The following is a 25,693-nucleotide window of genomic DNA, read 5'->3' as shown; positions in this document are numbered from 1 at the left end:
CAAATAATTTGAAAACCACTTTGTCCATGGCATCCTAACTAAAACTAGGTAAAATTTTTATAGTAGACTAAGATACCTCTCTAAGCACGTATCCTTTTTTAAAAATATGGTACAATAAATCTAGATGTTGCAGAAAGGGCCTAGTATGAAATCCTACCAAGAAGTTTACAAAATCTTAGCTAACGAAACAGATTATTTAAGTGGAGAAAAAATTGCTGAGACATTAAACCTCTCTCGCACCTCTGTTTGGAAGGCTATCCAGCGCCTCCAACAAGAAGGTTTAGAAATTGACAGCATCAAAAACCGTGGCTACAAACTTCTTCATGGTGACCTAATCTTACCTCAAGAAATAGAAGCCAATAGCCCCATCACAGTTCAGTTTAAACCTATCACCAAATCAACCCAGAGTGATGCCAAGGAGGCCATGGAAGCTGGTGCCAAAGGAGATACACTCTACCTATCAACAGGCCAAACGATGGGACGTGGTCGGTTTCAGCGCCCCTACTATTCTCCAGAACAAGGTGGGATTTACATGTCTCTCCACCTCAAGCCAAATCTCTCTTATCTAGATTTACCAGCCTATACACTCTTGACTGCAGCTGCAATTTATAAGGCTGTTAAAAACCTTTGTCTGATTGATTTAGATATCAAGTGGGTGAACGATCTTTACCTAAATCAGAAAAAAGTAGCCGGCATCCTAACCGAGGCCATCACTTCTGTCGAAACCGGACTGGTCACAGATGTTATTATTGGTGTTGGTATCAACTTTTCTATCGCTACATTCCCAAAAAATTTACAAGGGAAAGCTGGAAGTTTATTCTCTCAAAACATTCCAATCACTCGAAACGAACTGATTGCTGAAATCTGGAAATGTTTCTACGAAACAGATGTAGACGAACTGCTTTATCTCTATAAAAAACGCTCCATCGTTTTAGGAAAAGAAATTTCTTTTAAGAAAGATCAGCAGACAATCTCAGGAAAAGCATGCGATATTTCTGATCAGGGCCAACTACAGATAGAATTGACTACTGGTGAAATAATCTGGCTCAATAGTGGTGAAGTTTCACTCACTAAATGGTGAATTATTTTTGAAAAATAAAAAAATCGACCTCTCTTTCGAGAAGGTCGTTTTTCTTATCATTTATTTTTTCAAACGCTCAACATCACGCGCAATGACAAGTTCTTCATCAGTTGGGATGACAAGTACACGAAGTGTCGCAGCATCTGTAGAAATATCTCCAGTTACTCCAAAGACATTTTTCTCTGGATCTACATCACAACCAAACCAAGAGATACCTGAAATAACTTTCTCACGCACAAGAGTTGCATTTTCACCAACTCCTGCAGTAAAGATGATGGCATCCGCACCATTCAAGACTGCCAAGTATTGACCGATGTGTTTTTGGATACGGTCAACGTACATTTCAAGAGCTAATGTTGCATCTGGATCGCCTGCTTCCATCGCCGCTTGAACATCACGCATATCACTAGATTTTCCAGAAACGGCTTGAAGACCAGATTCACGGTTTAGAATACGACTAATATCTTCTGGAGTCTTGAAGTCTTCTGTATGTTCCATCAAGTAAGGAATGATAGCAGGGTCGATATCTCCAGTTCTTGTTCCCATCATAACACCAGCAAGTGGAGTGAATCCCATAGAAGTATCGATTGATTGACCTCCCTTAACAGCTGTGATAGAAGCACCATTACCGATATGGCAAGTGATCAATTTCAACTCTTCTAGTGGACGTCCCAAAAGTTTTGCTGCTTCCTGAGCAACATATTGGTGACTTGTACCGTGAGCACCATATTTACGAACTTTGTTTTCTGTATAGTACTTAGTTGGCAATGGATAACGGTATGCTTTTTCTGGCATTGTTGTATGGAATGATGTATCAAAGACTGCTACACTTGTAATATCTGGCAACAATTCTTTGAATGCACGAATCCCAGCTGCATTGGCAGGGTTGTGCAATGGAGCAAGAAGTCCTAATTCTTCGATTTTTTCTAGAACATCCCCTTCAACAACTGTAGACTCTTTGAAGTATTCTCCACCTGCAACAACACGGTGTCCAACACCAGTAATTTCATCATAAGCTTTGATAATATCAAAACGGATCAAGTCATCAAGCAAGATTTTTACAGCCAAAGTGTGGTTTTCAATGTCAAGAACTTGCTGTTCTGAACGACCATCAAACTTAACTGTAGAAATAGAATCTTTCAATCCAATGCGTTCAATCAAACCTTTTGCAAGTACTTTTTCTTCTGGCATTTGGTAAAGTTGCCATTTCAAACTTGAGCTTCCAGCGTTAATTGCAATGGTTTTTGTCATAATGTTTCCCCTTTTTTAAGCGTTTTCAACTATTATATCAAAATTTAGACTAGATTTCATGTTCTTGACACCAATTTTGAAAATTTTCCTTAAATTCCAACAAAATTTCAGGATCACGAAGACTGGTAAGTGGATAAACAAATGGTTCAACTCCTTCTCCTGTCTTCTTTTGTAGGACAAAAATGGTTTTAGACTGGGCTCCTTGGGCAAAGAGGTCCTCTGGTAAAGCTATGATAGCTACTAATTGAGCCTGGTCAGTTAACCAGGATTTCAAGAGATCACTCTGAGGACTCGTCAAGAGATTGCTAGGAGCTAGAAAAATCGCATAGCCTCCTGTTCTGAGATACTTGAGTGATTGTTCCATTAACAAATGATGAGCATAAGTATGTTCATTCTTAGCCGCTACTTGATAACGTGAGGCTGTCTGATCATCTGGATAGTAACCGACAGGCAGGTCGCTCACAATGATGTCACTTTCTTTTAATACTTGTGGACGTACTGCATCTCCTTGGACAAAGCCCATTTGAAGATCCATAACTTCAGCCATACTCGCCGCCAGATCAATCAAGAGGTCGTCTATCTCAATCCCTAGGTAATCTACCTTTTTGTTCATGGACGTTAAAAAGCTAGCACCCAGAATTCCCATCCCAGAGCCCAATTCTAGTAGACTTAGATCTTTAGCAGGCCACAGTTGCTCCATCAAAAAAATCATCAAGTGACCAATCGCATCTGGTGTAAACTGGTGGTTGGCCTGAAGAGGTTCCGTTTGCGCTGCCTTCATTAATAAGAATTGGTAGGTTCGTAACCACTCTTCTTTTCGAAGAGCCAATCGTTTTAAAGCTTGATTGTTTTTCTTGACATCTTCCAGATTCGTCTGACCATCCAGATAGATTCCATTTTGCTCAATTAAGGCATCGTAAAAATTTGTCGTCAAATCATTTTGAATGATTTGGACATTTTCTAGTAAATAGGTATATGCTTGTTCAATTTTTTCAAAATCCATAATCTTATCTTACCAAATTCAGAGCTTATTTTCCAGATTTTCATAATACTGAAAACAAATAAAAACCTCTGAGATCACTCTCAAAGGTTTATTCTACTATTTACTATTTTCAACAGCTGCTGTTACAAAAGCAGTGTAAAGTTCTTCTGGGCGGTTTGGACGACTTGATAGCTCTGGATGGTACTGACAAGCCACAAAGAATTTATTTTTTGGAATTTCCACAATTTCTACCAAGCGGTTGTCTGGTGACACTCCTGAAAAGACAAAACCTGCTCCTTCAAACTGTTCACGAAAAGCATTGTTAAACTCATAACGGTGACGGTGACGGCGTTGAACCACCTCTTTGTTATGATAAGCTGCCGCTGCCTTAGAACCACGCTTTAACTTAGAAGGATAAAGTCCCAAACGAAGGGTTCCACCCATGTCCTCAACATCATTCTGATCACGCATGATATCGATGATAGGGTATTTGGTATCAGGATTTAGCTCTGCTGAATTAGCTCCTTCAAGACCTAAGACATTACGGGCAAACTCGATACAGGTCAACTGCATTCCCAAGCAGACTCCCAGCATTGGTACATCATTTTCACGCACATAGCGAATGGCTTCAATCTTGCCTTCTGTTCCACGTTGGCCAAAACCACCTGGAACGATGATTCCGTCCGCGTCAGATAGAAGTTCTGCCACATTGTCAGCTGTCACATCGTTAGCATTGACCCAATCAATCTTGACTTCTGCATCATTGGCATAACCAGAATGTTTCAAGGCCTCTACGACAGAAATGTAGGCATCTTGCAACTCGACATACTTACCAACAAGAGCAATCTTAACTTGTTTTTTGAGGTTCATAACCTTGTCAATCATGGCTGACCACTCTGTCATATCTGCTGTCGGTGCATCAATCTTCAAATGGTCACAGACGATTTGATCCATGCCTTGAGCTTGCAGATTAAGTGGGATTTGGTAAAGATGATCCACATCCAAGGACTCAATAACTGCTTCTGGCGCTACATCACAGAACTGGGCTAATTTATTTTTAATCCCTTGTCCTGCTGGTTTTTCTGTACGAATGACTAACATATTTGGCTGGATTCCCAAACCACGCAATTCTTTGACAGAGTGTTGAGTCGGCTTGGTCTTCATTTCTCCAGCCGCCTTGAGGTAAGGAAGCAAGGTTGTATGTATATACATGACATTATCTGCTCCGACATCAGACTTCATCTGACGAAGAGCCTCTAAAAATGGAAGAAATTCAATATCGCCGACTGTTCCCCCAACCTCTGTAATAATAACATCAGAGTCAGTTGTTAGGGCAGCACGCTTGATTTTTTCTTTCAAAGCATCTGTAATATGAGGAATGACTTGGACAGTTGCACCGAGGTACTCTCCACGACGTTCTTTACGCAGAACTTCGCTATAGATTTTACCAGTTGTCATATTTGAGTATTTATTGAGATTGATATCGATAAAACGTTCATAGTGACCCAAGTCCAAATCTGTCTCAGCTCCATCATCTGTCACAAAGACTTCCCCGTGCTGGTAAGGACTCATGGTCCCTGGATCGATATTGATATAAGGGTCAAATTTTTGGATGGTTACCTTCAAACCACGATTTTTCAAGAGCCGTCCTAGGCTCGCCGCAACGATCCCTTTCCCAATAGACGACACCACACCACCAGTTACAAAAATATATTTCGTAGACATAGATTCCTCTTTCTAAAATGCTCAAGATCTTGTTCACTAGAGGGGGACTAAGAAAACAAGACCTTCATCGACAACTACAATCCAGTATGATAATTTTCCTGGAAAAACAAAAATAGCTCCCTAAAAACTAGGAAGCTCCGACCTCAAAAAGAGGTGCCCGAACAATATCTTACCTCAATTTGGCTCATTTGTCAAATGTCATTCTTTGCTAGATTTATAGTTCTACTGCAGAAAAGAAAAACAACAAGGGAATTCCCTTGTTGTTTGGTATTATTCTTCTTCTTCCTCAGAATCTTCGTCGTCTTCTTCAACGAGATCGACATCTTCCCCAAGATCGTCAGGTGCGATTTCGTTGATTTCAGCGTCGTAGGCTTCTACTTCGTTCTTCTCATCGTCTGGATTTTCATCATCATAAGAAAGAGCTGGATCTTCTTCGTAGGCGTCTTCATCCTCTGGATCATCTGCACCGTAATCAATGGCATCCGTATCTCCATCCATAAAGGCATTAACTCGTTTTTTCTTAGCCTTAGGTGCTACTTCTTCATCGTCACTTTCTTCAAGTGCAATGATTTCTTCGTCAATTTCATCTACTCCATACCATGAACGAAGGCCCCATTTGTTATCTCCAAGAGAGATAAAGCTACCATCAAAGTTCAACTCTGTATAGAACAAAGGTAGGGCTTCACGAATATCGCTATTAGAGGTACCAAGATAGTTTTGGATTTCATTGACTAAATCGCTAAAATGCATTTCGTGATCACGACCACGAAGTTCTAAGATGGCACGAGCCACCTCAATCATAGATAGTTCACTTTTTTCTTGCCCAGCAAATACTTCTAATTCCAAAGCGTTTCTCCTCAATTTTACTACTATTACCAGAGCAAACAAACTCTGGTCTCATTTTATCATGTACTCTTTATTGTACGATAATTTTCTTTATTAGTCAAAGGTTTAGAAGAAATTAATGTGAAATATTTCAGCTAATTGAAAGACCTGGGAGATACACTCACAGGTCTGCTACTTTATTTATAGCTTAAAGCTCGTTTAAAGGTTTTCCAGACACCTAGATCATCTGTTTGGAGAACTAGGCTTGCATACATGCGTCCGATAAAGGCTGTTGCCGTTACGGCGAATACAACTGTTATTGCAAGCGAAATCCATGCTTCTAAACTACTTGCATAACCATTAATAGCTCTGAAAGGCATAAAGAAGGTTGAGATGAATGGGATATAAGACCCAATTTTCAAAATCAAATTGTCTCCTGCAGCGCCTAGGGCAGTAACGCCAACAAAACCAGCTATTATCAAAAGCATCAAAGGGGACAAGGCCTTACCAGAGTCTTCAGGTCGAGAAACCATAGAACCTAAGAAGGCTGCCAAGACCACATACATGAAAAGACTAACCAATACAAACAACAAGGTATTGACCGAAAAAGCTTCTCCCAAATGACTTAGAATACCTGAATTAGCCAAGATAGGCATATCTTTAAAGAATAAGATTGCTCCCAGTCCGCCTACAATATAAATACCAATATGAGTCAAAATGACAAGAAGTAAGGCAATCATACGAGCGTAAAAATAGTGACTAGCACGAATGCTTGAGAAGACCACTTCCATGATTTTAGTACCTTTTTCACTAGCCACTTCTTGAGCAGTGACACTGGCATAAGTAATCAAAATCATGTAGAGGAAGAAGCCCAGTCCAGCCGCCGCAAAGGTTTGGACCATCTTTTTGCTTTCTTTGGCTTCATCAATTTGCTCTGTAAATTGAACAGTTTGTGCCAGACGTTGTTCCTGTTCCTGGGATAAATGCGCCTCCGAACGATTGAGTTGGTATTGGAGCTCATTCAACTTAGTTGTCACGGCTAACTTAATACCACTTTCAAGGGAAGTTTCACCGTGATAAACTGCCTTGAGGACACTACCATCTTGGTCAATCGTTAGATAGCCCTTTATTTTTTCATCTTTGACAGCTTCTTGGGCACTTGCTTCATCCTTGTAGTCAAAATTAATGCCATTGGTCGATTTAAGACCCTCTGTGACAGCAGGCACCGAACTAACTACTGCCACCTTATTATTCTGAGCCAGAGAGGAACCTTGGAGATAGCCAATTCCGCCAGACAAGCCGATAAAGAGAAAGGGTGAGATTACCATAAAGAAGAAACTCCAGGATTTGACATGACGTAGATAAGTTTCTTTGATTACAACCAACATATTTCTCATACTTCCACCCCTGATTCTAGTTTAAAGATTTCATCAATTGTCGGAGCTTGCTGGTCAAAGGTCGCAATATAGTGTCCTTGAGTCAAGATAGCAAAGAGCTCCTGACCAGATTCTTCGTCGTCTAAGATAAGTTTCCAAGTTCCCTGTTTGGTCAAGCTAACATGCGTGACATGAGGAAGTTTTTCCAACTCTTCCTGGCACTTTTCGCTTGCAACAAAGAGTCGCGTTTTACCATATTGATTTCGAACATCTTGGACAGGTCCATGCAAGACGACACGCCCATCACGAATCATAAGGATATCATCACATAGCTCTTCGACATTAGTCATGACGTGGTCTGAAAAGATAATGGTTGCACCACGTTCTTTTTCTTTGAGGATAACCTGCTTGAGCAGTTCAGTATTAACTGGGTCTAAGCCACTAAAGGGTTCATCTAGGATAATCAAATCAGGTTCATGCATTAAAGTAATGATCAGCTGAATCTTCTGTTGATTCCCTTTTGAGAGACTCTTAATCTTGTCTGTCAATTTTCCCTTTACTTCCAGTTTTTCCATCCATTGAGGGAGTTTTTCTTTGACCTCCTTAGCATCCATGCCCTTTAGAGTAGCCAAGTAACGAACTTGTTCAAGGACTGTCAACTTGGGCATGAGACTGCGTTCCTCAGGCAGATAACCAATCCGAGCATAGGTTTCCTGACGAATTTCCTGGCCATCAAACAGAATGTCTCCCTGATACTCTAAAAATTTCAATATACTGTGGAAAATAGTGGTCTTTCCAGCCCCATTTTTCCCAACTAGACCTAAAATACGCCCTGGTCGTGCTTGGAAATCTACACCAAACAGAACTTGCTTAGGCCCAAAACTTTTTTCAAGATTGCGGACTTCTAACATATTCCACCTCCTACTAATCTTACCCTCATTATACTCCTTTTTTTAGCCATTACAAGGATTTATGTACATTTTTATTAATAGAATTTACTAGAAATTTTTAATATCAAAACGAATAAGATTCAACCTTATTTTTCTTTCCAATATTAGGCATTTACAAAGATAAAAAAATCCACCCCTAGGGATGGATTTTAGACTGTTAACGCACTTCAGCATTGACTTTTTCTTCGAGAGAAGCTTGGATTTTTTCCATGTAGCGTGCGACTTCTTCGTCTGTCAAGCTATCTTCTGGATTTTGGAAGGTCAGGCTATAGGCCATAGACTTCATTCCGACACCCAGTTTTTCACCTGAGAAGACGTCAAAGAGTTTGATGTCTGTCAAGCGTTTCACACCCGCAGCTTTGATGGCATCAACCACATCTTGGTGAGTGACTTCTGCTTTGAGGAGAAGGGCAATATCACGGCTCACCGCTGGGAACTTGGTAATTTCCACAAATGGAGCAGCTGGTTGAAGGGCCGCTTCAATAGCTGAAAGGTTAAGCTCAGCTACATAAGTCTCTGGAATATCGTAAGCCTTAGCCGTAACAGGGTGCACTTGACCGAGGAAACCAAGAACTTGATCACCGAGTGAGATCAAGGCTGTGCGTCCTGGGTGAAGACTCTTGATCTCTTGCGTTGCTGTATAAGTCACTTCAAGACCCAAACGAGCAAAGAGGGCTTCAAGGATTCCCTTAGCGTAGAAGAAATCAACCGGAACGGCTGCTGTTTGGAAGTCTTTTTCAGCGACTAAACCTGTCAATGCAAAAGCAAAGCTGTTGATTTCATTTGGCAATTCTTCTTTAGGATTACCTGTTTGCTCGAAGACTTTTCCGATTTCGTAAAGTGCCAAGTCTTTGTTCTTACGAGCCACGTTGTAGGCAACGGTATCCAAAATACCTGAAACCATATTTTGACGGAGGACTGAACGATCCACGGTCATTGGCCACATAAGTTCTGTCAAATGACTTGGTTGAACAGTAAACTCCACTGCTTTTTCAGGAGTTGTCAGAGCATAGGTGATGATTTCTGTCAATCCAGCCCCTTCAGCAATGGTGCGAACTTTACGACGTAATTTTTGAGTCGCAGTCAATTCACCGGCTGTCCCATCGTCTTTTGGTAGACTAGTTGGCAAGCGGTCATAACCATAAATCCGAGCGATTTCTTCAAAGAGGTCTGCTTCGATGGTGATATCCCAACGGCGACGTGGTACGCTAACAGTAAAGCTATCTGCATTTCCAGAAAGACCAAATCCAAGACGACGAAAGACATCTTCTACATCCGCGTATGAAAGCTCCGTACCAAGGACACGGTTAACGTCTGCAAGAGTTGATGAAACTTCTACATCAGAAGTGTCAAGCTGGCCTGCTGAAACGATACCCTTCCGCACAGTCGAACCAGCCAATTCAGCGATCATACTCGCTGCCGCATCAAGGGCTTCATTAACGGTTGCCACATTAATCCCTTTTTCAAAGCGAGAAGATGATTCTGAACGAAGGTTGAGGCGACCGCTGGTCTTACGGATTGATTTGCCATTGAAGACAGCTGCTTCAAGAACAACACGACTAGATTTTTCAGAGATTTCTGTAGCCTCTCCACCCATAACACCTGCAAGGGCTACTGGTTTGTCAGCAACAGTGATGACTAAGTCAGTTGCTTCCAAGTCACGTTCTTCCCCATCCAAGGTCACCAATTTCTCACCAGCACGCGCTTCACGCACACGAATGTCGTTTCCTTCAAAAGTATCCAAATCGAAAGCATGCATAGGTTGACCAAAGTAAAGTAGGATATAGTTGGTCACGTCAACGACATTGTTAATCGGACGGATGCCTTCGTTCATGAGGAGGTTTTGCAACCATTGTGGACTTGGTGCGATGGTCACATTGTCCAAGATACGGGCTGCATAGTATGGTGCCTTGTCTGTATCAATGCTGACAGAAAGAGCATCTGCTGCAGCTTGATCTGTTTCTGAAAGAGAAAACTCTTTAAAGCTAACTGACTTGTCATAGATGGTTGCAACTTCGTGCGCTACTCCACGCATAGATAGAGCATCTGCACGGTTTGGAGTGATGGAAAGTTCGATGATTTCATCATCCAAGTCTAGATATGAGAAGACTTCCTCACCTGGAACTGCATCATCTGGCAAGATTTGGATGCCATCTGCAAATTCTTTCGGTACAACAGAGTCAGAAATACCCAACTCACCAAGTGAACAGATCATTCCGAGTGACTCTAAGCCACGGATTTTCCCTTTTTTAATCTTGTAGTTGTCCGCAATGCGAGCACCTGGAAGAGCCACCATAACCTTGATGCCTGCACGCACATTTGGTGCTCCACAGACGATTTGACGGGCTTCTTCTTCGCCAACGTTAACCTGACAAACATGGAGGTGAGTTTCGGGTACATCTTCGCAAGACAAGACCTCACCGACGACAATTTTTGAGAGGCCAGCAGCAGGTGATTCCACACCTTCTACTTCGATCCCTGTGGTTGACATTTTTTCAGCCAACTCTTGTGATGACACATCAATGTCCACCAATTCTTTTAACCATTTGTATGATACTAACATAATTCTGATTGTAAGATCCCACTAAGCAAGACCTTTTCAATTCCTTTCTTTTTCTTCGAGTCAATCGTTTCAATTTCTAGACTATATGAAAACGAGAACGACTGTTTAGGATTGTGTTTCAGGTTTCAATATTATTTAAACTGTTCTGAGAAGCGGACATCGCCTTGATAGAATCCACGGATATCGTTAATTCCATAACGGAGCATGGCTACACGTTCTTGTCCAAGACCAAAGGCAAAACCAGAGTAGACAGTTGCATCGATACCACTCATCTCAAGGACACGTGGGTGAACCATACCGGCACCCATAATCTCGATCCAACCTGTTTTCTTACATACGTTACAGCCGTCTCCTCCACATTTGAAGCACGAAACATCCACCTCAACAGATGGCTCAGTGAATGGGAAATAAGATGGACGCAAACGAATCTGGCGCTCTTCACCAAACATTTTTTGCACAATCAACTGAAGCGTTCCTTGAAGGTCTGCCATAGAGATGTTTTTCCCAACAACCAAACCTTCGATTTGGTGGAATTGGTGACTGTGAGTTGCATCGTCCGTATCACGACGGAATACACGCCCTGGTGAGATCATCTTCAAAGGACCTTTAGAAAAATCATGGGCATCCATAGCACGCGCCTGAACTGGAGACGTGTGAGTACGGAGCAAGATTTCTTCTGTGATGTAGAAAGTGTCCTGCATATCGCGAGCTGGATGGTCTTTAGGAAGATTCATACGTTCAAAGTTATAGTAGTCTTGCTCCACTTCAAAACCATCCACGACTTGGTAACCCATCCCAATGAAAATATCTTCGATTTCTTCACTAGTTTGTGTGAGGACATGACGGTGACCAGTCGCAACTGGACGACCTGGAAGGGTCACATCGATGCTCTCGCTAGCAAGTTGAGCCACGACTTTCTTTTCTTCTAAAAGCTTAGCTGTTTCTTCAAAAGCTGCTGTCAAAACATCACGAGCTTCATTGACGTGTTTTCCAATAACAGGACGCATTTCAGCTGAAACATCTTTCATCCCTTTAAGGATTTCAGTAAGAGAACCTTTTTTCCCAAGGACAGAGACACGCAAATCTTGCATCTCTTTTTCATTTTCAGCAGAAATCTGCTTCAAGCTAGCCAGAGTTTCTTCGCGAAGCGCTTTTAATTGTTCTTCAATAGTTGACATAATTCCTCCATCAGTCTCTCATAAGATAAAAAGAAAACCACATGCCAAAAACTCCACTCGGAGCGTTGACACGCGGTACCATCCGTTTTTATCTGACAAGTCAGACCTTTATTTCTGAATCCATAGGCAAGTGAATTCACCCAGCTTTCATATAGAGAGCTTCCAGTCACGGCTCTCCTCCCTGATATACTTCCCTTGAGTTACTAGTCTTGCAGATTCCTATTTAATTAATATTCATTTTATCAAATTTCAAACATTCTTGCAAGATGTTTTACGACTAATCAACATAGTCCCCACCTTCAAAGCCATAATACTCTTCTAAACTAAGGCCACTTGCTGCAATTTCTTTAGCTTCTTTACCGACGTAGCGAAGGTGCCATTCTTCAGCCATATAGCCTGTTTCTTTTTCCTTACCTTTGAGGTAACGAACGACAAAGCCATAGTCAGCAGCGTGATCTAAGAGCCATTGGGCTGCCTTTTCTTCTGTCACTAAGTCTCCATCTGTTCCAATCAGGTCAAAAGCCAGTCCAGTTTGATGTTCACTGTAACCAGGTCTGGCAGAATAGCGATCCGCCTCCGCCTTGCCATCTTTATTTACATAGTCTTGGTAAAGTTGAGTTTGAGTTTCATAACTTCTAAAACCACTATAGTGGTCGCTAATTGGAAAACCTGCTTGTTGCATAGCTGCAATGAGTTTCAACAGTTCAACCTTAGCGGTAGGATTTTCTCCAGGATTATAATCTTTTGACAAGGGATAGTGTTTGTTAGCAATCACAATCTCATCATACTTACCTTGAATGCTATAGTGATCTCCTTTGTTAACCACTTGAGCTTTTTTCTGACTAGCTTCCTGAGACTTACTTCCTGCAGTTCCTTCTTGTACAGTTGATTGTTCTGAAGAAGCTTTTGCGTCAGAAGTCGCTGATTTTTCTTGTGAACAAGCTGTCAATGTCAAGGCTAGCAATCCTGATAAGATAAGGTATCTTTTTTTCATTGTTTATCCTTTCATCTCTATCATCTGGTCTAAAGTATCAGATAAGGTAGCAATCAAACCTTCTAATTTGCTTCCCTTAACCTGATATTCTTCAGAAACCATTTCTTCCCATGGAACCCACCAAACTGGACCACGTCCATTAAGACCGTGTCCCTTCATATCGCCCGCTCGTCTCGGAAAAATATGCCAGTGGACATGGGCATCTCCATTTCCCAACAACTCTACATTCATTTTTTCAGCAGAAAAAGCTTTAGAGACGGCTTCCTGAACCAAACTCATTTCCTCTAAAAAGCGGAGTTTAACACTTGGATCTAGTTGGTGTAGTTCTGTGACATGTTCTTTGGCTAAGAATAAAGTGTAGCCTTCAAAATACTGGTGGTCACCGATCACAACATAGCCTGTTTCTAATTCTTTTACAAAGTAGGGATTATCACCAGATTTTATTAGATCAATTCGTTGACAAATCAAACACATATCAGTCCACCAAGTCACTCTTGAGATAAGCGTCTACCATGCGTTCAGTTGCTACAACAGAATCGATATGGGTACGTTCGTATGAATGGCTAGATTCAATTCCAGCACCGAGGAGGGCGTGTTTGACCTCTGCTCCAGCTGACATCGCTGCAGAAGCATCCGAACCGTAAAATGGATAGATATCTAATTTAAATGGAATGTCTTGATCTTTTGCTAAAGCAACCAGATGTTGACGGAATTCATAGTGATAAGGGCCTGAAGCATCTTTGACACAGATAGATACTGTGTACTCATCTGTCTGTTGGTCATCGCCCATTGCACCCATATCCACAGCCAAATATTCTACTACCTGAGCAGGAATATTGGAGTTAGCACCATGCCCCACTTCTTCAAACACTGAAAAGGCAAAGTGAGTTGTCACAGGCAACTCAATCCCTTCTTCCTTGTAAACACGAAGAAGATTGAGAAGGATAGCCGCGCTGACCTTATCATCCAAATGGCGCGATTTGATAAATCCTGAATCAGTCACGACAGTTCTTGGATCAAAGCTGATAAAGTCACCAATCTCAATACCGAGTGCGCGTGTTTCTTTTTCGTTAGTCACTTTTTCATCCAAACGCACTTCCATATTGTTCTGCGTGCGTTCAGCAGTTCCAGCGTCCTTGTATACATGACAAGAAGTCTGGTGAATCAAAATAGTACCTGAAACAGTCTTACCTGTACTAGCTACATGAACCGTACAGTTTTCGCCTTCAATCATATTCCAAGGATAGCCACCGATACGGTCCATTTTGAGACGACCGTCTGGTTTAACCGCACGGACAATAGCCCCCAAGGTATCCACATGGGCAGTTACATAACGTTGTTTGTCATCATTTTTACCTTTAACAGTGACATTAACACCACCTTTTGCAGTGCGGATTGGTTGATAACCTAGTTTTTCAAGCGTCTCAACTAAATAATTCGTAATTTCACGTGTAAAACCAGTTGGGGATGCGATAGCAGTTAGTTCTTTGATATATTCTACAGTTTGATTCATTTCTTCACCTCTTGCTACCATTATATCACTTTTCCCATTTTAGTATGTGTAAAAAGGAAAAATGAATATACTTTGATTGCGAAAGTATTTTATGGTATAATGAAAAAAGTTCTTATGATGAAAGGAAATAATATGAACAAATATTTTAAAATGATGCTACTCTTAGCCTTACCGTTGACATTCCTGTTGGGGTGTTCAAAACAAGCATCAACAACTTCGAACTCTTCAAAAGCAGAGACAACTGAGGTAAAAACTACTGAAGCTGAAACAACTGAAAAGAAATCCGAACTAAAAACTGTTACTTTTGTAAATGATTCTCAGCCTGGCATCCAGTCAACATTGACCTATACAGTTGACGGTGATAACGTTGTGAAACAAACTGCTCATAACGTTGCTGACCCTGAAGCCCTAAACAATAATGCAGATGATTTAAAAAATCTAATTGAAGAAACCTACAAAGGATACAAGGGGCTCAAAGGTGTCACTTTATCAGTTGAAATTAAAGACGGTAAAGTCGTTCAAGACCTTGAAATCGACCTTTCAGTTGCAAGTATAGACGAACTTAGAAAAGCTTTACCAGAAGAATACTCAGGCGTTGGAAAAAATGTAAGTTTTAAAGCCTCTAAGAAAATGTTAACAGAACATGGTTATAAAGAACAAACGAACTAAGAGGAATTGAAAAAACCTTGGCATAAGCCAAGGTTTTTTTATTCCATCTCAAAAGATTCACTCTTTTGCTTATTTGGAAGAACAAGAGATAATAAAATTCCAACAATCGCTGGCACTAACCATGGCAATGAAGCCTTAGCAAATGGCAAAGCGTTCACGATGTTTGCAAGGACCTCAATCTTAAATGTAGATCCTAAAACACTTGCAATGGCAATAGCTGTAACAATAGCAACAGTTAGTTGCATGCCTGGTTTAGAAAGAGCGATAAACTTGTTCACAATCACAATCATGACAATGGCAATCGTGATAGGATATAAGACAACAAGAACAGGGATAGAGTACTTGATAATGGCACTCAAACCAAGATTTGCGATGGCAAAACCAATCAAGGTAAAGACAGTCGCATAAACTTTATAGCTGATTTGTGGGAAGCGTCCATTAAAGAACTCAGCAGTCGACACAATCAACCCTACAGTGGTTGTAAAGCAAGTAACAGTTACCATAACTGCAAGGAAAAGCTGAGCAGTAGAACCAAAGATTTCTTGCGTTGCTTGTGACAAGATATAAACCCCTGGAGTCCCGCTCTTCATCGCTTCTTCTGTTACTGGGAAGTGATTTCCAAGGAAACCTAAACCGATGTAAAGGGCACTAAATCCGAGTGCTACGACGATTCCGACTATCCAAATGGTTGAAATGTACTCTTTCTTGCTTGAGAAACCAAGTTGTTTCATGGTTTGAACTGCAATAACACTGAAGGCAACAGAAGCAAGTGCATCAAGCGTATTGTATCCTTCAAGGAACCCTGTACCAAAGGCCGAAGCTTGATAAGCTCCTGACGCTGCTTGTGGTGCATTTCCACCATATTTAAAGGCCCCAAGGATGACCAGAACAACGATTAAGAGGGCAAAAACTGGCGTCAAGACACGACCGATACGATCCAGAATCTTTGAAGGATTCAGCGAAATGAGAAAGGCCGCAACAAAGTAAAGAATCGTAAAAATTATCAAACCTAGACTTTTATCTGCTTGATTCAAAAGTGGACTGATCCCAACTTCAAACGATGTTGTTGCTGTACGCGGAATCGCAAAGAATGGACCAATCGACAAGTACAAGGCTGCTAGATAAACTGTCGCAAACCATGGGGAAATTTTCTTAGAAATTTCATAGATATAACCCTTTGGATTCAGGGTCCCGATAATCAAGGTTAAGACGGCAATCCCAACACCTGAAAAAACAAATCCTGCAATGGCAGGGAGGAAGTTATCTCCAGACTGTGCACCCAGAGTTGGAGGGAAAATCAAGTTACCTGCTCCAAAAAATATTCCAAACAGGAGTAATCCTGTTAAAGCACCTTTTTTAGCCATAAACTCTCCTTATAAAATTAAAATACTTTCTTAGTATAACATGTTTAAAGGCTTGAAAAGGCTATCTCGAACTAATTCTAAAATGTTTTCAATTTTCGGAATTTTAGTACAAAAAATCCCTCGATTCCTTTCTCATTTGTAAAGGTCTCGAAGAAAATTTTCCTTATTCAAAGGCATCCATGCCACCTAGAACATTAATAACCTCATAGCCTTGTTCTGCTAAAAATTGACAAGCGCGTGCTGAACGCATTCCTGATTTACAAATCACGTAGTAAGGATTATTCTTGTCTAGTTGTTTATAAGTATCAGCTAGTTGGCTGAGAGGGAAATTACGAGCGCCTTCTAAATGAAGAACCTCAAATTCCTCTACTTCTCTCACATCCAATACAGAAAGTGACTCTTTCTGGTATAGTTGGTAAAAATCATTAAAAGTAATTTCTTTCATTTTTCATCTCCGAGAATTTTTTGAATTTTAGCTTTCAAGTCAGGTAAGACTTCTTCCTCAAACCACGGATTTTTCTTCATCCAGATTTGGTTACGAGGTGACGGGTGTACCAGAGGGAAATAATCTGGCAAATACTCTTTAAATCGATGCACACGATCTGTTACCTTTCCACTGACTTTCTCATGCAGATAGTAAGCCTGAGCATACTGCCCAATCAAGAGCGTCAACTGAATATCTGGTAATTCTTTCAAAATTTTAGGGTGCCACTTTTCTGCAAAACCAGGTCTGGGCGGTAAATCACCGGATTTCCCATGTCCTGGAAAGTAGAAATCCATGGGCAGAACTGCAAAATAACCTGAATTGTAAAAGGTATTCTCATCCACACCCAACCAGTCTCGCAGGCGATCGCCACTTTTATCCTTCCAGTAAAGTCCTGCTTCTTGGGTTTTGAGACCAGGTGCCTGCCCAATGATATTGATACGAGCAGTCTTTGGTGCTGCAAAGAGAGGTTCGATTCCTCGCTCAGTATAGTGTTGATTTTGTGGATCAGCCATGATGGCTTGTTTGATTCTTTCGATTTGAGACATCTGTTTTCCCTCCAAAAAGAAGTCCAAGCATAAAATCTCAGACTTCTATCGTTTTATTTGATCAATTCATAAATAGCTTCTGCATAGATTGCTGCTGCTCGGAAGAGATCGTCCAAGGCGATAAATTCGTTGGCTTGGTGCATGGTATCGATTGAGTCTGGGAACATAGCACCGTAGGCAACTCCACGTTCCAGCAAGCGACCAAAGGTTCCACCTCCGATGACTTGCTCGTGACCTTTAAGACCAGTTTGTTTTTCATAGACATTCAACAAGGTTTGAACGAGTGGATCTTCCATTGGCACATAGTGAGGGGTGTGACCGTGTTCAGAAAGGCTAACAGAAGCAACTGGCAAGTTTTCAAGGACTGACTTGATTTGCTCTGGGCTTGTTCCTTTTGGATAACGGAAGTTGAGGGCAATGGTATTGTCAGCACTTGCTTCGTCAAAGCGGAAGACACCAGCATTCATAGAAAGAGCACCCATCTTTTCATCCACATGGGCAACTTTCAAGTTCTTCCCTTCGTGGTCATTCAAGAGAATCTTACCAGCAATGTCAAGGTAGTCTTTTGCAGGTCCTTCAAAGGCAAACTGGCTAAGGAAGAGAGCAAGATACGTCGCACCATTGACACCTGAAGCAGGCATAGCACCGTGGGCAGATTTACCAATTACAGTTACCTTGTACTGACCGTTTTCTTCTTGGATTTCTCCTCTGAGTTTGTACTCTGCAACAAAGGCATCTAGTTTCGCTTGCAAGTCAGTCAAGTCACCTGAAACAACTGCTGTTGCTGACTCAGGAACCATGTTTTCACGCAAACCACCTGTGAAGCTGTGGAGACGAGCTACACCTTTATTTTCACCGGCAAAATGGAGGTATTCTGTGATATTCCCTTTTTCACCATTGATGATTGGGAATTCAGCATCTGGAGAGAAACCAAAGTCTGGTTTTGCTAGTCCTACATGTTCAAAGTAGTAGTCCATGTCTGCCCAACCTGATTCTTCATCAGTACCGACAATAAAGCGAACTTTTTTAGAAGTTGGAAGGCCAAGCTCTTTAATGATTTTCAAACCATAGTAACATGCTGTAGTTGGACCCTTGTCATCTGACGCTCCACGCGCATAGAGACGGCCATCTTTGATAGTTGGAGTATATGGATCAGTGTCCCAACCACTACCTGCTGGCACTACGTCCATATGGGCAAAGATTCCAAGAACTTCGTTCCCTTCACCAAACTCAAAATGTCCTGCATAGTTGTCGACATTTTTTGTTGGATAACCATCACGGTCTGCGATTTCAAGGAATTTCTCCAAAGCTTTTACTGGACCAGGACCAAATGGATGTTCAGCATCGGCCTTGCTGTCATCGCGTTCTGAATTAATTTCCAAAAGGCTAAACAAGTCAGCCAAGAGGGCTTCCTTGCGTTTTTCTACTTCTGCTGTAAAATCAATAACTGTCATGTTTACTTCCTATCTTTTTTCGATAATTTCATCTACTGGCAAGCGGTAGCTTGGTTCCAACTTCTCGTCTGTGTATCCTACTGTGATCAAGAGCTCTGGACGGAAGCGTTCTTCGATTTCCAAGACTTCATTGGCTTTTGATTTATCAAAACCAAGGATAATGTTTGAACCGATCCCCTGGTCAGTCAATGCAAGGACTAAGTTCATAGCTACTAGCCCTGCATTAAGGGCCAAGTAGTCACTAACTTGTTGTTCATTGTATCGCGCAAACTCTGCTGGAAGATTTTTCATAAAGTACTGAAGTTGTTCTTCTGAGAAGTTCTTTGCACCACCGACGCGAGCAATCTTGCGAGCACGCTTAGCTAGGTCAGTATCTGTAAACAAGGCAATGGTTACAGGGGCAGCTGCGACTTGCTCAAAGTTTGAACCGTAAGCCAATTTTGCGAGTTCAGCATTTTTCTCGCGAACCACAACAAATTTCCAAGGCTGACTGTTGTGAGCACTTGGTGCCAAGGTCGCGATTTCAATAGCTGTTCGAACATCCTTGGGATCAACAGGTTTATCAATAAAACGCTTAGTCGCATGACGTTTTTTATTTAATTCAAGAAATTTCATAATCGATTTCCTTTTCTAATTCTACTGCTTCCATTTTACCACATTTTGAAAGAGCTTGCAGAGTTTTTTCATTCGTGAAATAAATTATCTTTTTCTGATCCGACTTGACTTTTAGATGACAGATTCAATCTGGAAATTATAATATTTTTCTATCGCCTCTATAAAAAATATATATTGGATATTTGATTGATTGTCTGGTAAGCTAGGTATCATGAAGTAAAGGAGACACACATGAAAAAATTATTCTTATTATTAGCCATTAGTCCCTTGTTGGTGGCCTGTGGACAATCTAAACAGGAAAGTGCTTCAACTTCTACTACTAGCCCTAAAACCATTGTCGTAGCCACTGCCGGAGACATCCCACCTTTTGACTTTGAACAAGATGGTAATTTAACTGGATATGATGTTGAGGTTTTAAAAGCAGTCGATGAAAAGCTAGATCAATACAAGATTGAATTCCAAAAAACTGCTTGGGAGAGAATCTTCCCTGGAGTGGATGCCGGTCGTTACCAAGCTACTGCCAACAACTTGAGCTATACCAAAGAAAGAGCTGATAAGTACCTCTACTCACTCCCTATCGCTAAAAATCCTTTGGTTCTCGTGAGCAGAAAAGACAAGGCTCTTACCTCTCTTCAAGATATCGCTGGCAAAACAACCCAGGATGACACCGGAACTTCTACGGCCAAGGTCGTTACTGACTGGAACCAAAGCCACTCCGACAACCCTGCAAGCATCCAATACTCTGGTGAAGATGTGGCTAAACGTCTCACTGACCTATCAAATGGCGAGTTTGATTTCCTAATCTTTGATAAAATTTCTGTTCAAAAAATTATCCAAGACCGTGGCTTAGACTTGAACGTAGTAGACTTGGAAAGTAATGATAATCCAAATAACTACATTATCTTCTCAAGCGATCAAAAAGAATTTAAAGAACAATTTGACAAGGTTCTCAAAGAACTCTCCCAAGACGGAACCCTTGAAAAACTCAGCAAGACCTATCTCGGTGGTTCTTACCTACCAGATCAATCACATTTACAATAAGAAATATTAAAAGAGAGTGGGACAGAAATCGGTAATTCGTTAGAATTCGATTTCGTCGTCCCACCTCCGCACAGTTGAGTAGGGCTGTAAAAGCTGATGAAATCAGCGTAGTAGAGCCCACTCAACCACTGCGTCTTGCTCGACAATCCATAGACAATTGAGAGGCTAGGACTTTTGTCCCAGCCTCTTTATTTAGTATCTGTTAGTTAAAGCAACTCTTACAAAAAATCAAAATAATTCTTGACATCCTCTACATATCCATGCTTTTCAATTAAACAAGCTAATAAATCTCTATTATGACCTTGATAGTTGTCCTCACGTCGTAATTCTTCATACATTTCGATAAAAGGAAGACCTTTGGTCTTAGCTGATTCTAGCTCTTCTTCATAATCATAAGCAACTTTTCGAAATTGGATATTGACCAATTCACCATTTTCAACCTCAAGTAAGGCATACTGGGCACGGTGATTTTTCAGCCCTTTCCAGTTAAAATAAGGCATACCAATCGAACCTGGATTGATGATTTGTTGACCTTGGCTACCATAACGAAGCAACTGCTTGTGAACATGACCATAGACGGCTACATCAGTAGTTTCATTAAGTAACTGGTCAAATTTTTCTGTACCATTTTCAACCAGCAAATCACCACCATAATTTTTCTCAGGTAAATTATGAGAAAGAGAAAAACGCAAGCCTTCAACTTCTTTCTTGGCTACCATAGGTAGATTCCTCAACCAATCAATATGCTCTGGGTTTAAGTGCTCCATCAAAAACTGGGTCATTCTGAGAAGCTGAATTTCTTCGGGATCCGCTAAACTATATTGCCCATCTATAGCCTCTAACACACAATCATCCCAGTTTCCTCTAACGAATGCTGTAATGGGTAGGTCTTTCAGAAGAGCCACCAAGTCAGTCGCTCCCGGACCAGGAAGAAAAATATCTCCCAAAAGCCAATATTCAGTCGCTCCCAAATTTTTAGCGTCCTCAAGCACTCCAGCTAAGGCCGTCGTGTTACCATGAATGTCTGATAAAATTGCAATCTTATGGTTCATTTTCTGCTCTTTCTTTATTGGATAGCATTCAGGGTATCCAAATCACTATTATTTTTCTTCATTATAGCATAAAATCGCTAGAAGATTTTATAATGGAAATATTATCACCAAGATTCTTTTAAAAATATGTCAAAAATAGTTGACATTTTATTTTCAAAAGAATATACTATAGTCAAATATATATGACATAAACTAAAAAGGAGGAAGCATGAATCGTGTGAAAGAATTTCGCAAGGAACTGGGAAAGTCCCAACTCGAACTTGCCAAGGATATCGGTGTCTCGAGACAGACCATCAATATGATTGAAAACGATAAGTACAATCCAACCCTGGAACTCTGTCTCAATCTCGCTAGAAGCCTCCAAACTGACCTCAACAGTCTCTTCTGGGAAGACGATTTTTAAAAAAGGAGCCAACACATGAAAAAAGGAACCCTCACTGAAAAACTCATTAAACGCACATACGGTATTTCTGATCCACTTGACGAATACAAACGGCGCGAGGCTGATCGTATCGGCAACCAAGTCTTTATCATCCTCTTTTATCTGATGATATTTGGCAATTTTATCCCACTCGTTCTGGCCTATAAATATCCTCAAGCAGTGGCTCTAATCTATCCTCCTCTGATTTTAGTGATTGCCCTCATCGCTGCTGGCTATGTCACCTACCAAATGCAAAAAACAGGGATTACAACTATTGAACCAGATATGCTGAGTGAAAAAGAGAATAAGCAACTACGCTACCCAGGTCTTAAAGCAGGTTTGTTCTTTGGTCTATGGATGTTTTTTATAACTCCTCTTCTCGGTATACTCATAGGTGAAGGTCAGAACTATTTTCAGTCTCTTCTCACTATAAGGAATGGAGTATCAAGCATTCTCGGTTCTGTCTTCTTCGGAGCAAGCATACAGTTCCTCATCTCCCATCGCATTGCAAGAGCTAAAAAAGAGCAGGATAAGATTTAGGAGAAAGCTTATGAAAAAAGAACCCCTCAATGAAAAATTGATCAAACGCATCTATGGTATTTCAGGCCCCCTTGATGAACACAAACGGCGCGAAGCTGAGCACATTGGAAATAAAATCTTTATGATTCTCTTTTATCTGATGATATTTGGCAATCTTATTCCGCTCGTCCTCGCTACCAAATATCCAGAAATAGTTGCTATCGGTTATCCTCTGGTGATATTTGGTATTTCCATGGTTTGTGCCTTCTATGTGCTCTCTCAAACCAAGAAAACGGGTATCACAGCCATCGATCCTGATATATTGAGCCAAAAGGAAAAGAAACAGTTACGTTTTCCTGGTCTGAAAGCGGGTCTAATCTATGGATCAGTCATGTTATTTGGAATACCACTTCTTAATGTCTTGACGGATGATAGTAAAAATTATCTTAGTTCTCTTTTAAATACAGGTCATTTTGTAACAACTATCGTAGCAACTTTATTCTTCGGATTGATCATGCAGAGCGGTATCTCCCTTCGTATTCAAAAAGCTAAGGAAGATCAGGACGACGATTAGGAGGAAGCTTATGAAATCACTAGTAACTTTACTTATCTATCATCTTTTATTTGCTTCTATTCTCACCTTCATCATCGTTTCAGGAAGCTTGCCAATCTACGATATAGTCCTCGTACTAGTCTTTCTTCCGGCACTCAACAAAGGACTGATTTATCTAAAGATAGACTCCCAAAAAACTCGCATACTTAACTTGGCACTATGTTTTATGATTATATCCCTACCACAATTGACGGTCATTTTAAGCAATTGGAAATATTATTTACTATTAACTATCGCTACTCTTTCTTCTATCACTTATCTTTATTATCTCTATCAATTCGTAAAAGAAAACTAAGTAACATCGTTCATTTAGGAGAAATCATCCATGAAAAAAGAAGACTTAACAACTCGCTTACTTCGAAATTTCTTTCATATCCAAGGTCCCTTTGATGAATGCCGACAAGAGGTTATCTATAAGGCTTGCGCCCGTTCCATGGTCCAAATCTTTTACTCTTCCTTCTTTCTCTTCCTGTTCTATATTTTGTTCGGACGCTTTATAGAAATTGTTCGATCGGTTATTCCCTACCTCTATTTTGGACTCATTTTGTTCATAAGTATAAAAGCCCAAAGAGCTGTCAAAGAGCTTCATCTTGAAAAGGATGATAAATCAGAAATCATTTACAAAACCTACAGCAAACACCAAATAAAAGTTCGTAGTTGGTTGGTATTTATAAGTATTGAGATTGGCTTATTTGCTCTGTTGCTCTTTCATAAACTCTTCGTTCAACAGATGTCCCTTTCAACTTTCTTGGAAAACATCATCCAAACAGAGATAATGATCCCCTTACTGGTCTTTGGTCTTAGTATTGGAGCCATCTTTGGGACTATGGTCTACAGCTTTTTATCACTACATGAGGAGAAGTAAGAAACTGCATTGTTTTTTTGGAGTTTCGGCATATGTTGTGCCAGTAAGTGAAAGAAGAGTTAGAAAGACAGTTATAAATAAAATAAGTTTTTTATAGCATTTCTCCTTTATTTTTTGTATGATTATGTCAGAATATTTTAAAAATGAAAGGGTTTTCCATGGAAAATGATGTGTTTTTTGATTATTTTTTAAAATTACTTAAGTTTCATTTACGTGATAGGTGTAAGGATATTGGATTTATAGAGTTTTTCAAAGATGAAAATAATTGTTTTATTACTATAGAGGATTATGTTTTGGAATCATTTGTAATATTGTCAAATATTTTGAGTGAGAAGAGGATTGTGTTTTCTTGTGGAATTATTTATAGTAAGGGAGTAGTTACTGGAGTAGAAGTATATATGAGTGTATCAGAGTTAGAAAGATTAAATCATTTGTATAAGATATAGTTTTGAAGAATATTAAAGAACATAAGGGAAACTGTCTATGTAGGATGTGTGGAATTGATAGTATCAATGTTTCATAGTTTCAGAATTGTCTTATTTCGAATGGTTCCAAAATCTTCTCAAACCAAATACAAAAGAGCCCCTAACACTTCTCCGTGCTAGGGGTTCTTTTAGTTCTTTAAATATCTCACATATTCTACTAATACGTAGATAAGGATTGTTAAACAAATGATAATCTCTAACCAAACGAGGAGGTTGAGAAACGGAAACTGCAGAATGTCTTGGGCCATTTTCAATGATGTTGCTGTGATGATGGTTGGAAAGGTTAGGGCTGAGAAGGCTGGTTGGAAACCTTGTTTTAAAATCCTTGGCAAGCGACTAAGGACAAAGAAAAAGAAGGTCTGTGATGCAAGGATCATAACTAGTAAAATCCAACTAGGAAGACTGTATCCTCCTACTCTCACTAATGCTGCCAAAAGGAGAGAAAATGGAGCGCAATAAATTCCTTCTTGTCCCAGCAAAGCGAGCGGTAATGGATTTTTCCTTAAATCTTGATAAATTATAGGGTAAAGGATAAGGGTTAAGATAAAACCAAAAATCCAAGCTCCATAGGCAATCCCAACAATGCCCACCACGGGGTAGGTCAAGCTCGCTACTGCTATTCCTACATAAAGAACCGTCCAAGTTGGTGTTGCACTGGCCCTTTGTTTAACCAAGGCATAGTTCTTTGTAAAGTATAAGATGAGGTAAACATCTAGAAGAAAAGCAAACCACCAGAGAATCTGTGCAACAATGCTCATGTTCGGGGGTAAGATTCGTAATAAATACGTCGATAAGATCATCCCTGCCATAGGAAAGGTTGCCATTCCTGATAAAACAGGCGCTTTCTTCAACTCTTGCTTACTTTCTTGCCAATCGCTGAGATGACTGTATAAAAAATAAAACCATAAAATCAAGCCTGACATACTGAAGACCTGTGATAATAACGGAAAAATATCCAAGATGAGATTTCCTGCACCAGCCAATCCCAATAAGCAACCTGAAAAAGCCAAGGGGAGTTTTTTCATACCAACCTCCAATAATCATGTTATTATCAGTATAACATAAAAGCGCTTTAAAAATCATTCAAAAATAGAGGCTGAAAGGTTCAGACTCTATTCTTTTTCT

The 25,693-nt window shown here is 40.4% G+C and carries 27 protein-coding genes; 9 read left to right on the top strand and 18 right to left on the bottom strand.

Annotation, left to right across the window (positions count from 1 at the left end; all coding sequences use genetic code 11):
- The first annotated feature begins 145 nt into the window (after positions 1-145).
- On the top strand, positions 146-1,081 hold the full coding sequence (gene birA, locus NGI26_RS01215; RefSeq protein ID WP_251934970.1) for a bifunctional biotin--[acetyl-CoA-carboxylase] ligase/biotin operon repressor BirA: 936 nt from the start codon (positions 146-148) through the stop codon (positions 1,079-1,081).
- Between the two features lie 60 nt (positions 1,082-1,141).
- Here the strand turns inward: birA and NGI26_RS01210 are convergent, their stop codons facing one another.
- From NGI26_RS01210 to NGI26_RS01160, 11 genes are all read right to left on the bottom strand, one after another.
- Entirely contained in the window at positions 1,142-2,332 is a 1,191-nt protein-coding gene (locus NGI26_RS01210) for an acetate kinase (RefSeq protein ID WP_251934968.1), read from the bottom strand.
- A 49-nt stretch (positions 2,333-2,381) separates the two neighbouring features.
- On the bottom strand, positions 2,382-3,335 hold the full coding sequence (locus tag NGI26_RS01205; RefSeq protein WP_251934966.1) for a class I SAM-dependent methyltransferase: 954 nt from the start codon (positions 3,333-3,335) through the stop codon (positions 2,382-2,384).
- 96 nt (positions 3,336-3,431) lie between these two features.
- Positions 3,432-5,039 (bottom strand): CTP synthase, encoded by a 1,608-nt coding sequence (gene pyrG, locus NGI26_RS01200; protein ID WP_251934964.1) that lies wholly within the window; start codon positions 5,037-5,039, stop codon positions 3,432-3,434.
- 270 nt (positions 5,040-5,309) lie between these two features.
- The gene (gene rpoE, locus NGI26_RS01195; protein ID WP_353505209.1) at positions 5,310-5,885 is read right to left on the bottom strand and encodes a DNA-directed RNA polymerase subunit delta; all 576 of its coding nucleotides are present in this window, start codon (positions 5,883-5,885) and stop codon (positions 5,310-5,312) included.
- 176 nt (positions 5,886-6,061) lie between these two features.
- Entirely contained in the window at positions 6,062-7,261 is a 1,200-nt protein-coding gene (locus NGI26_RS01190; RefSeq protein ID WP_251934960.1) for an ABC transporter permease, read from the bottom strand.
- Positions 7,258-8,151 (bottom strand): ABC transporter ATP-binding protein, encoded by an 894-nt coding sequence (locus NGI26_RS01185; RefSeq protein ID WP_251934958.1) that lies wholly within the window; start codon positions 8,149-8,151, stop codon positions 7,258-7,260. The genes NGI26_RS01190 and NGI26_RS01185 overlap by 4 nt, the downstream gene beginning before the upstream one ends.
- Positions 8,152-8,347: 196 nt before the next feature.
- The gene (pheT, locus tag NGI26_RS01180; protein WP_251934956.1) at positions 8,348-10,753 is read right to left on the bottom strand and encodes a phenylalanine--tRNA ligase subunit beta; all 2,406 of its coding nucleotides are present in this window, start codon (positions 10,751-10,753) and stop codon (positions 8,348-8,350) included.
- A gap of 131 nt (positions 10,754-10,884) precedes the next feature.
- Positions 10,885-11,931 (bottom strand): phenylalanine--tRNA ligase subunit alpha, encoded by a 1,047-nt coding sequence (gene pheS, locus NGI26_RS01175; protein ID WP_251934954.1) that lies wholly within the window; start codon positions 11,929-11,931, stop codon positions 10,885-10,887.
- A 277-nt stretch (positions 11,932-12,208) separates the two neighbouring features.
- Complete coding sequence (ldcB, locus tag NGI26_RS01170) at positions 12,209-12,925, bottom strand: LD-carboxypeptidase LdcB/DacB (RefSeq protein ID WP_251934950.1); 717 nt, start codon at positions 12,923-12,925, stop codon at positions 12,209-12,211.
- Positions 12,926-12,928: 3 nt separating this feature from the next.
- Complete coding sequence (locus tag NGI26_RS01165; RefSeq protein ID WP_251934948.1) at positions 12,929-13,399, bottom strand: HIT family protein; 471 nt, start codon at positions 13,397-13,399, stop codon at positions 12,929-12,931.
- 1 nt (position 13,400) lies between these two features.
- Positions 13,401-14,438 (bottom strand): M42 family metallopeptidase, encoded by a 1,038-nt coding sequence (locus NGI26_RS01160; protein ID WP_251934945.1) that lies wholly within the window; start codon positions 14,436-14,438, stop codon positions 13,401-13,403.
- Between the two features lie 132 nt (positions 14,439-14,570).
- Between NGI26_RS01160 and NGI26_RS01155 the strand changes: the two genes are divergently transcribed.
- Positions 14,571-15,107 (top strand): DUF1307 domain-containing protein, encoded by a 537-nt coding sequence (locus NGI26_RS01155; protein WP_251934943.1) that lies wholly within the window; start codon positions 14,571-14,573, stop codon positions 15,105-15,107.
- A 38-nt stretch (positions 15,108-15,145) separates the two neighbouring features.
- On the opposite strand, the gene brnQ is transcribed toward NGI26_RS01155, so the two are convergent.
- The 5 genes from brnQ to NGI26_RS01130 all read right to left on the bottom strand — a co-directional run bounded on the left by brnQ (position 15,146) and on the right by NGI26_RS01130 (position 19,572).
- The gene (brnQ, locus tag NGI26_RS01150; protein ID WP_251934938.1) at positions 15,146-16,471 is read right to left on the bottom strand and encodes a branched-chain amino acid transport system II carrier protein; all 1,326 of its coding nucleotides are present in this window, start codon (positions 16,469-16,471) and stop codon (positions 15,146-15,148) included.
- 163 nt (positions 16,472-16,634) lie between these two features.
- On the bottom strand, positions 16,635-16,916 hold the full coding sequence (locus NGI26_RS01145) for a rhodanese-like domain-containing protein (protein WP_251934936.1): 282 nt from the start codon (positions 16,914-16,916) through the stop codon (positions 16,635-16,637).
- A complete protein-coding gene (locus NGI26_RS01140) occupies positions 16,913-17,503 on the bottom strand; it encodes a uracil-DNA glycosylase family protein (protein WP_251934933.1) in 591 nt (196 codons plus the stop codon). Before NGI26_RS01140 ends, NGI26_RS01145 begins: the two co-directional genes overlap by 4 nt.
- Positions 17,504-17,556: 53 nt before the next feature.
- Complete coding sequence (gene pepV, locus NGI26_RS01135; RefSeq protein ID WP_251934931.1) at positions 17,557-18,957, bottom strand: dipeptidase PepV; 1,401 nt, start codon at positions 18,955-18,957, stop codon at positions 17,557-17,559.
- Positions 18,958-18,966: 9 nt separating this feature from the next.
- A complete protein-coding gene (locus NGI26_RS01130) occupies positions 18,967-19,572 on the bottom strand; it encodes a nitroreductase family protein (RefSeq protein ID WP_251934928.1) in 606 nt (201 codons plus the stop codon).
- 231 nt (positions 19,573-19,803) lie between these two features.
- Between NGI26_RS01130 and NGI26_RS01125 the strand changes: the two genes are divergently transcribed.
- A complete protein-coding gene (locus tag NGI26_RS01125; RefSeq protein ID WP_251934926.1) occupies positions 19,804-20,613 on the top strand; it encodes an amino acid ABC transporter substrate-binding protein in 810 nt (269 codons plus the stop codon).
- A gap of 218 nt (positions 20,614-20,831) precedes the next feature.
- On the opposite strand, the gene NGI26_RS01120 is transcribed toward NGI26_RS01125, so the two are convergent.
- Positions 20,832-21,665, bottom strand: coding sequence for a metallophosphoesterase family protein (locus NGI26_RS01120; RefSeq protein ID WP_251934924.1), 834 nt, complete (start codon positions 21,663-21,665; stop codon positions 20,832-20,834).
- A gap of 208 nt (positions 21,666-21,873) precedes the next feature.
- Here NGI26_RS01120 and NGI26_RS01115 point away from each other — a divergent pair, with 208 nt between their 5' ends.
- The 6 genes from NGI26_RS01115 (at position 21,874) to NGI26_RS01090 (ending at position 24,529) form a co-directional block, all read left to right on the top strand.
- Positions 21,874-22,068, top strand: a complete 195-nt coding sequence (locus tag NGI26_RS01115; protein WP_006152985.1) for a helix-turn-helix transcriptional regulator — start codon at positions 21,874-21,876, stop codon at positions 22,066-22,068.
- A gap of 15 nt (positions 22,069-22,083) precedes the next feature.
- The gene (locus NGI26_RS01110; protein WP_251934922.1) at positions 22,084-22,626 is read left to right on the top strand and encodes a DUF3278 domain-containing protein; all 543 of its coding nucleotides are present in this window, start codon (positions 22,084-22,086) and stop codon (positions 22,624-22,626) included.
- 10 nt (positions 22,627-22,636) lie between these two features.
- A complete protein-coding gene (locus NGI26_RS01105; RefSeq protein WP_251934920.1) occupies positions 22,637-23,179 on the top strand; it encodes a DUF3278 domain-containing protein in 543 nt (180 codons plus the stop codon).
- A 10-nt stretch (positions 23,180-23,189) separates the two neighbouring features.
- On the top strand, positions 23,190-23,513 hold the full coding sequence (locus NGI26_RS01100; protein WP_251934918.1) for a hypothetical protein: 324 nt from the start codon (positions 23,190-23,192) through the stop codon (positions 23,511-23,513).
- A 30-nt stretch (positions 23,514-23,543) separates the two neighbouring features.
- Positions 23,544-24,083, top strand: coding sequence for a DUF3278 domain-containing protein (locus NGI26_RS01095; RefSeq protein WP_251934915.1), 540 nt, complete (start codon positions 23,544-23,546; stop codon positions 24,081-24,083).
- 158 nt (positions 24,084-24,241) lie between these two features.
- The gene (locus tag NGI26_RS01090; protein WP_251934913.1) at positions 24,242-24,529 is read left to right on the top strand and encodes a hypothetical protein; all 288 of its coding nucleotides are present in this window, start codon (positions 24,242-24,244) and stop codon (positions 24,527-24,529) included.
- 167 nt (positions 24,530-24,696) lie between these two features.
- Here the strand turns inward: NGI26_RS01090 and NGI26_RS01085 are convergent, their stop codons facing one another.
- Positions 24,697-25,593 carry a TDT family transporter gene (locus NGI26_RS01085; protein ID WP_251934910.1) on the bottom strand — a complete coding sequence of 299 codons (897 nt, stop codon included), beginning with the start codon at positions 25,591-25,593 and terminating at the stop codon, positions 24,697-24,699.
- Positions 25,594-25,693: the final 100 nt, after the last annotated feature.

It is taken from the genome of Streptococcus sp. Marseille-Q0941 (assembly GCF_943736975.1).
GTDB lineage: Bacteria > Bacillota > Bacilli > Lactobacillales > Streptococcaceae > Streptococcus.
The sequence above is the reverse complement of the archived record's forward strand: the minus strand, read 5'-3'. Positions and strand labels throughout refer to the sequence as shown.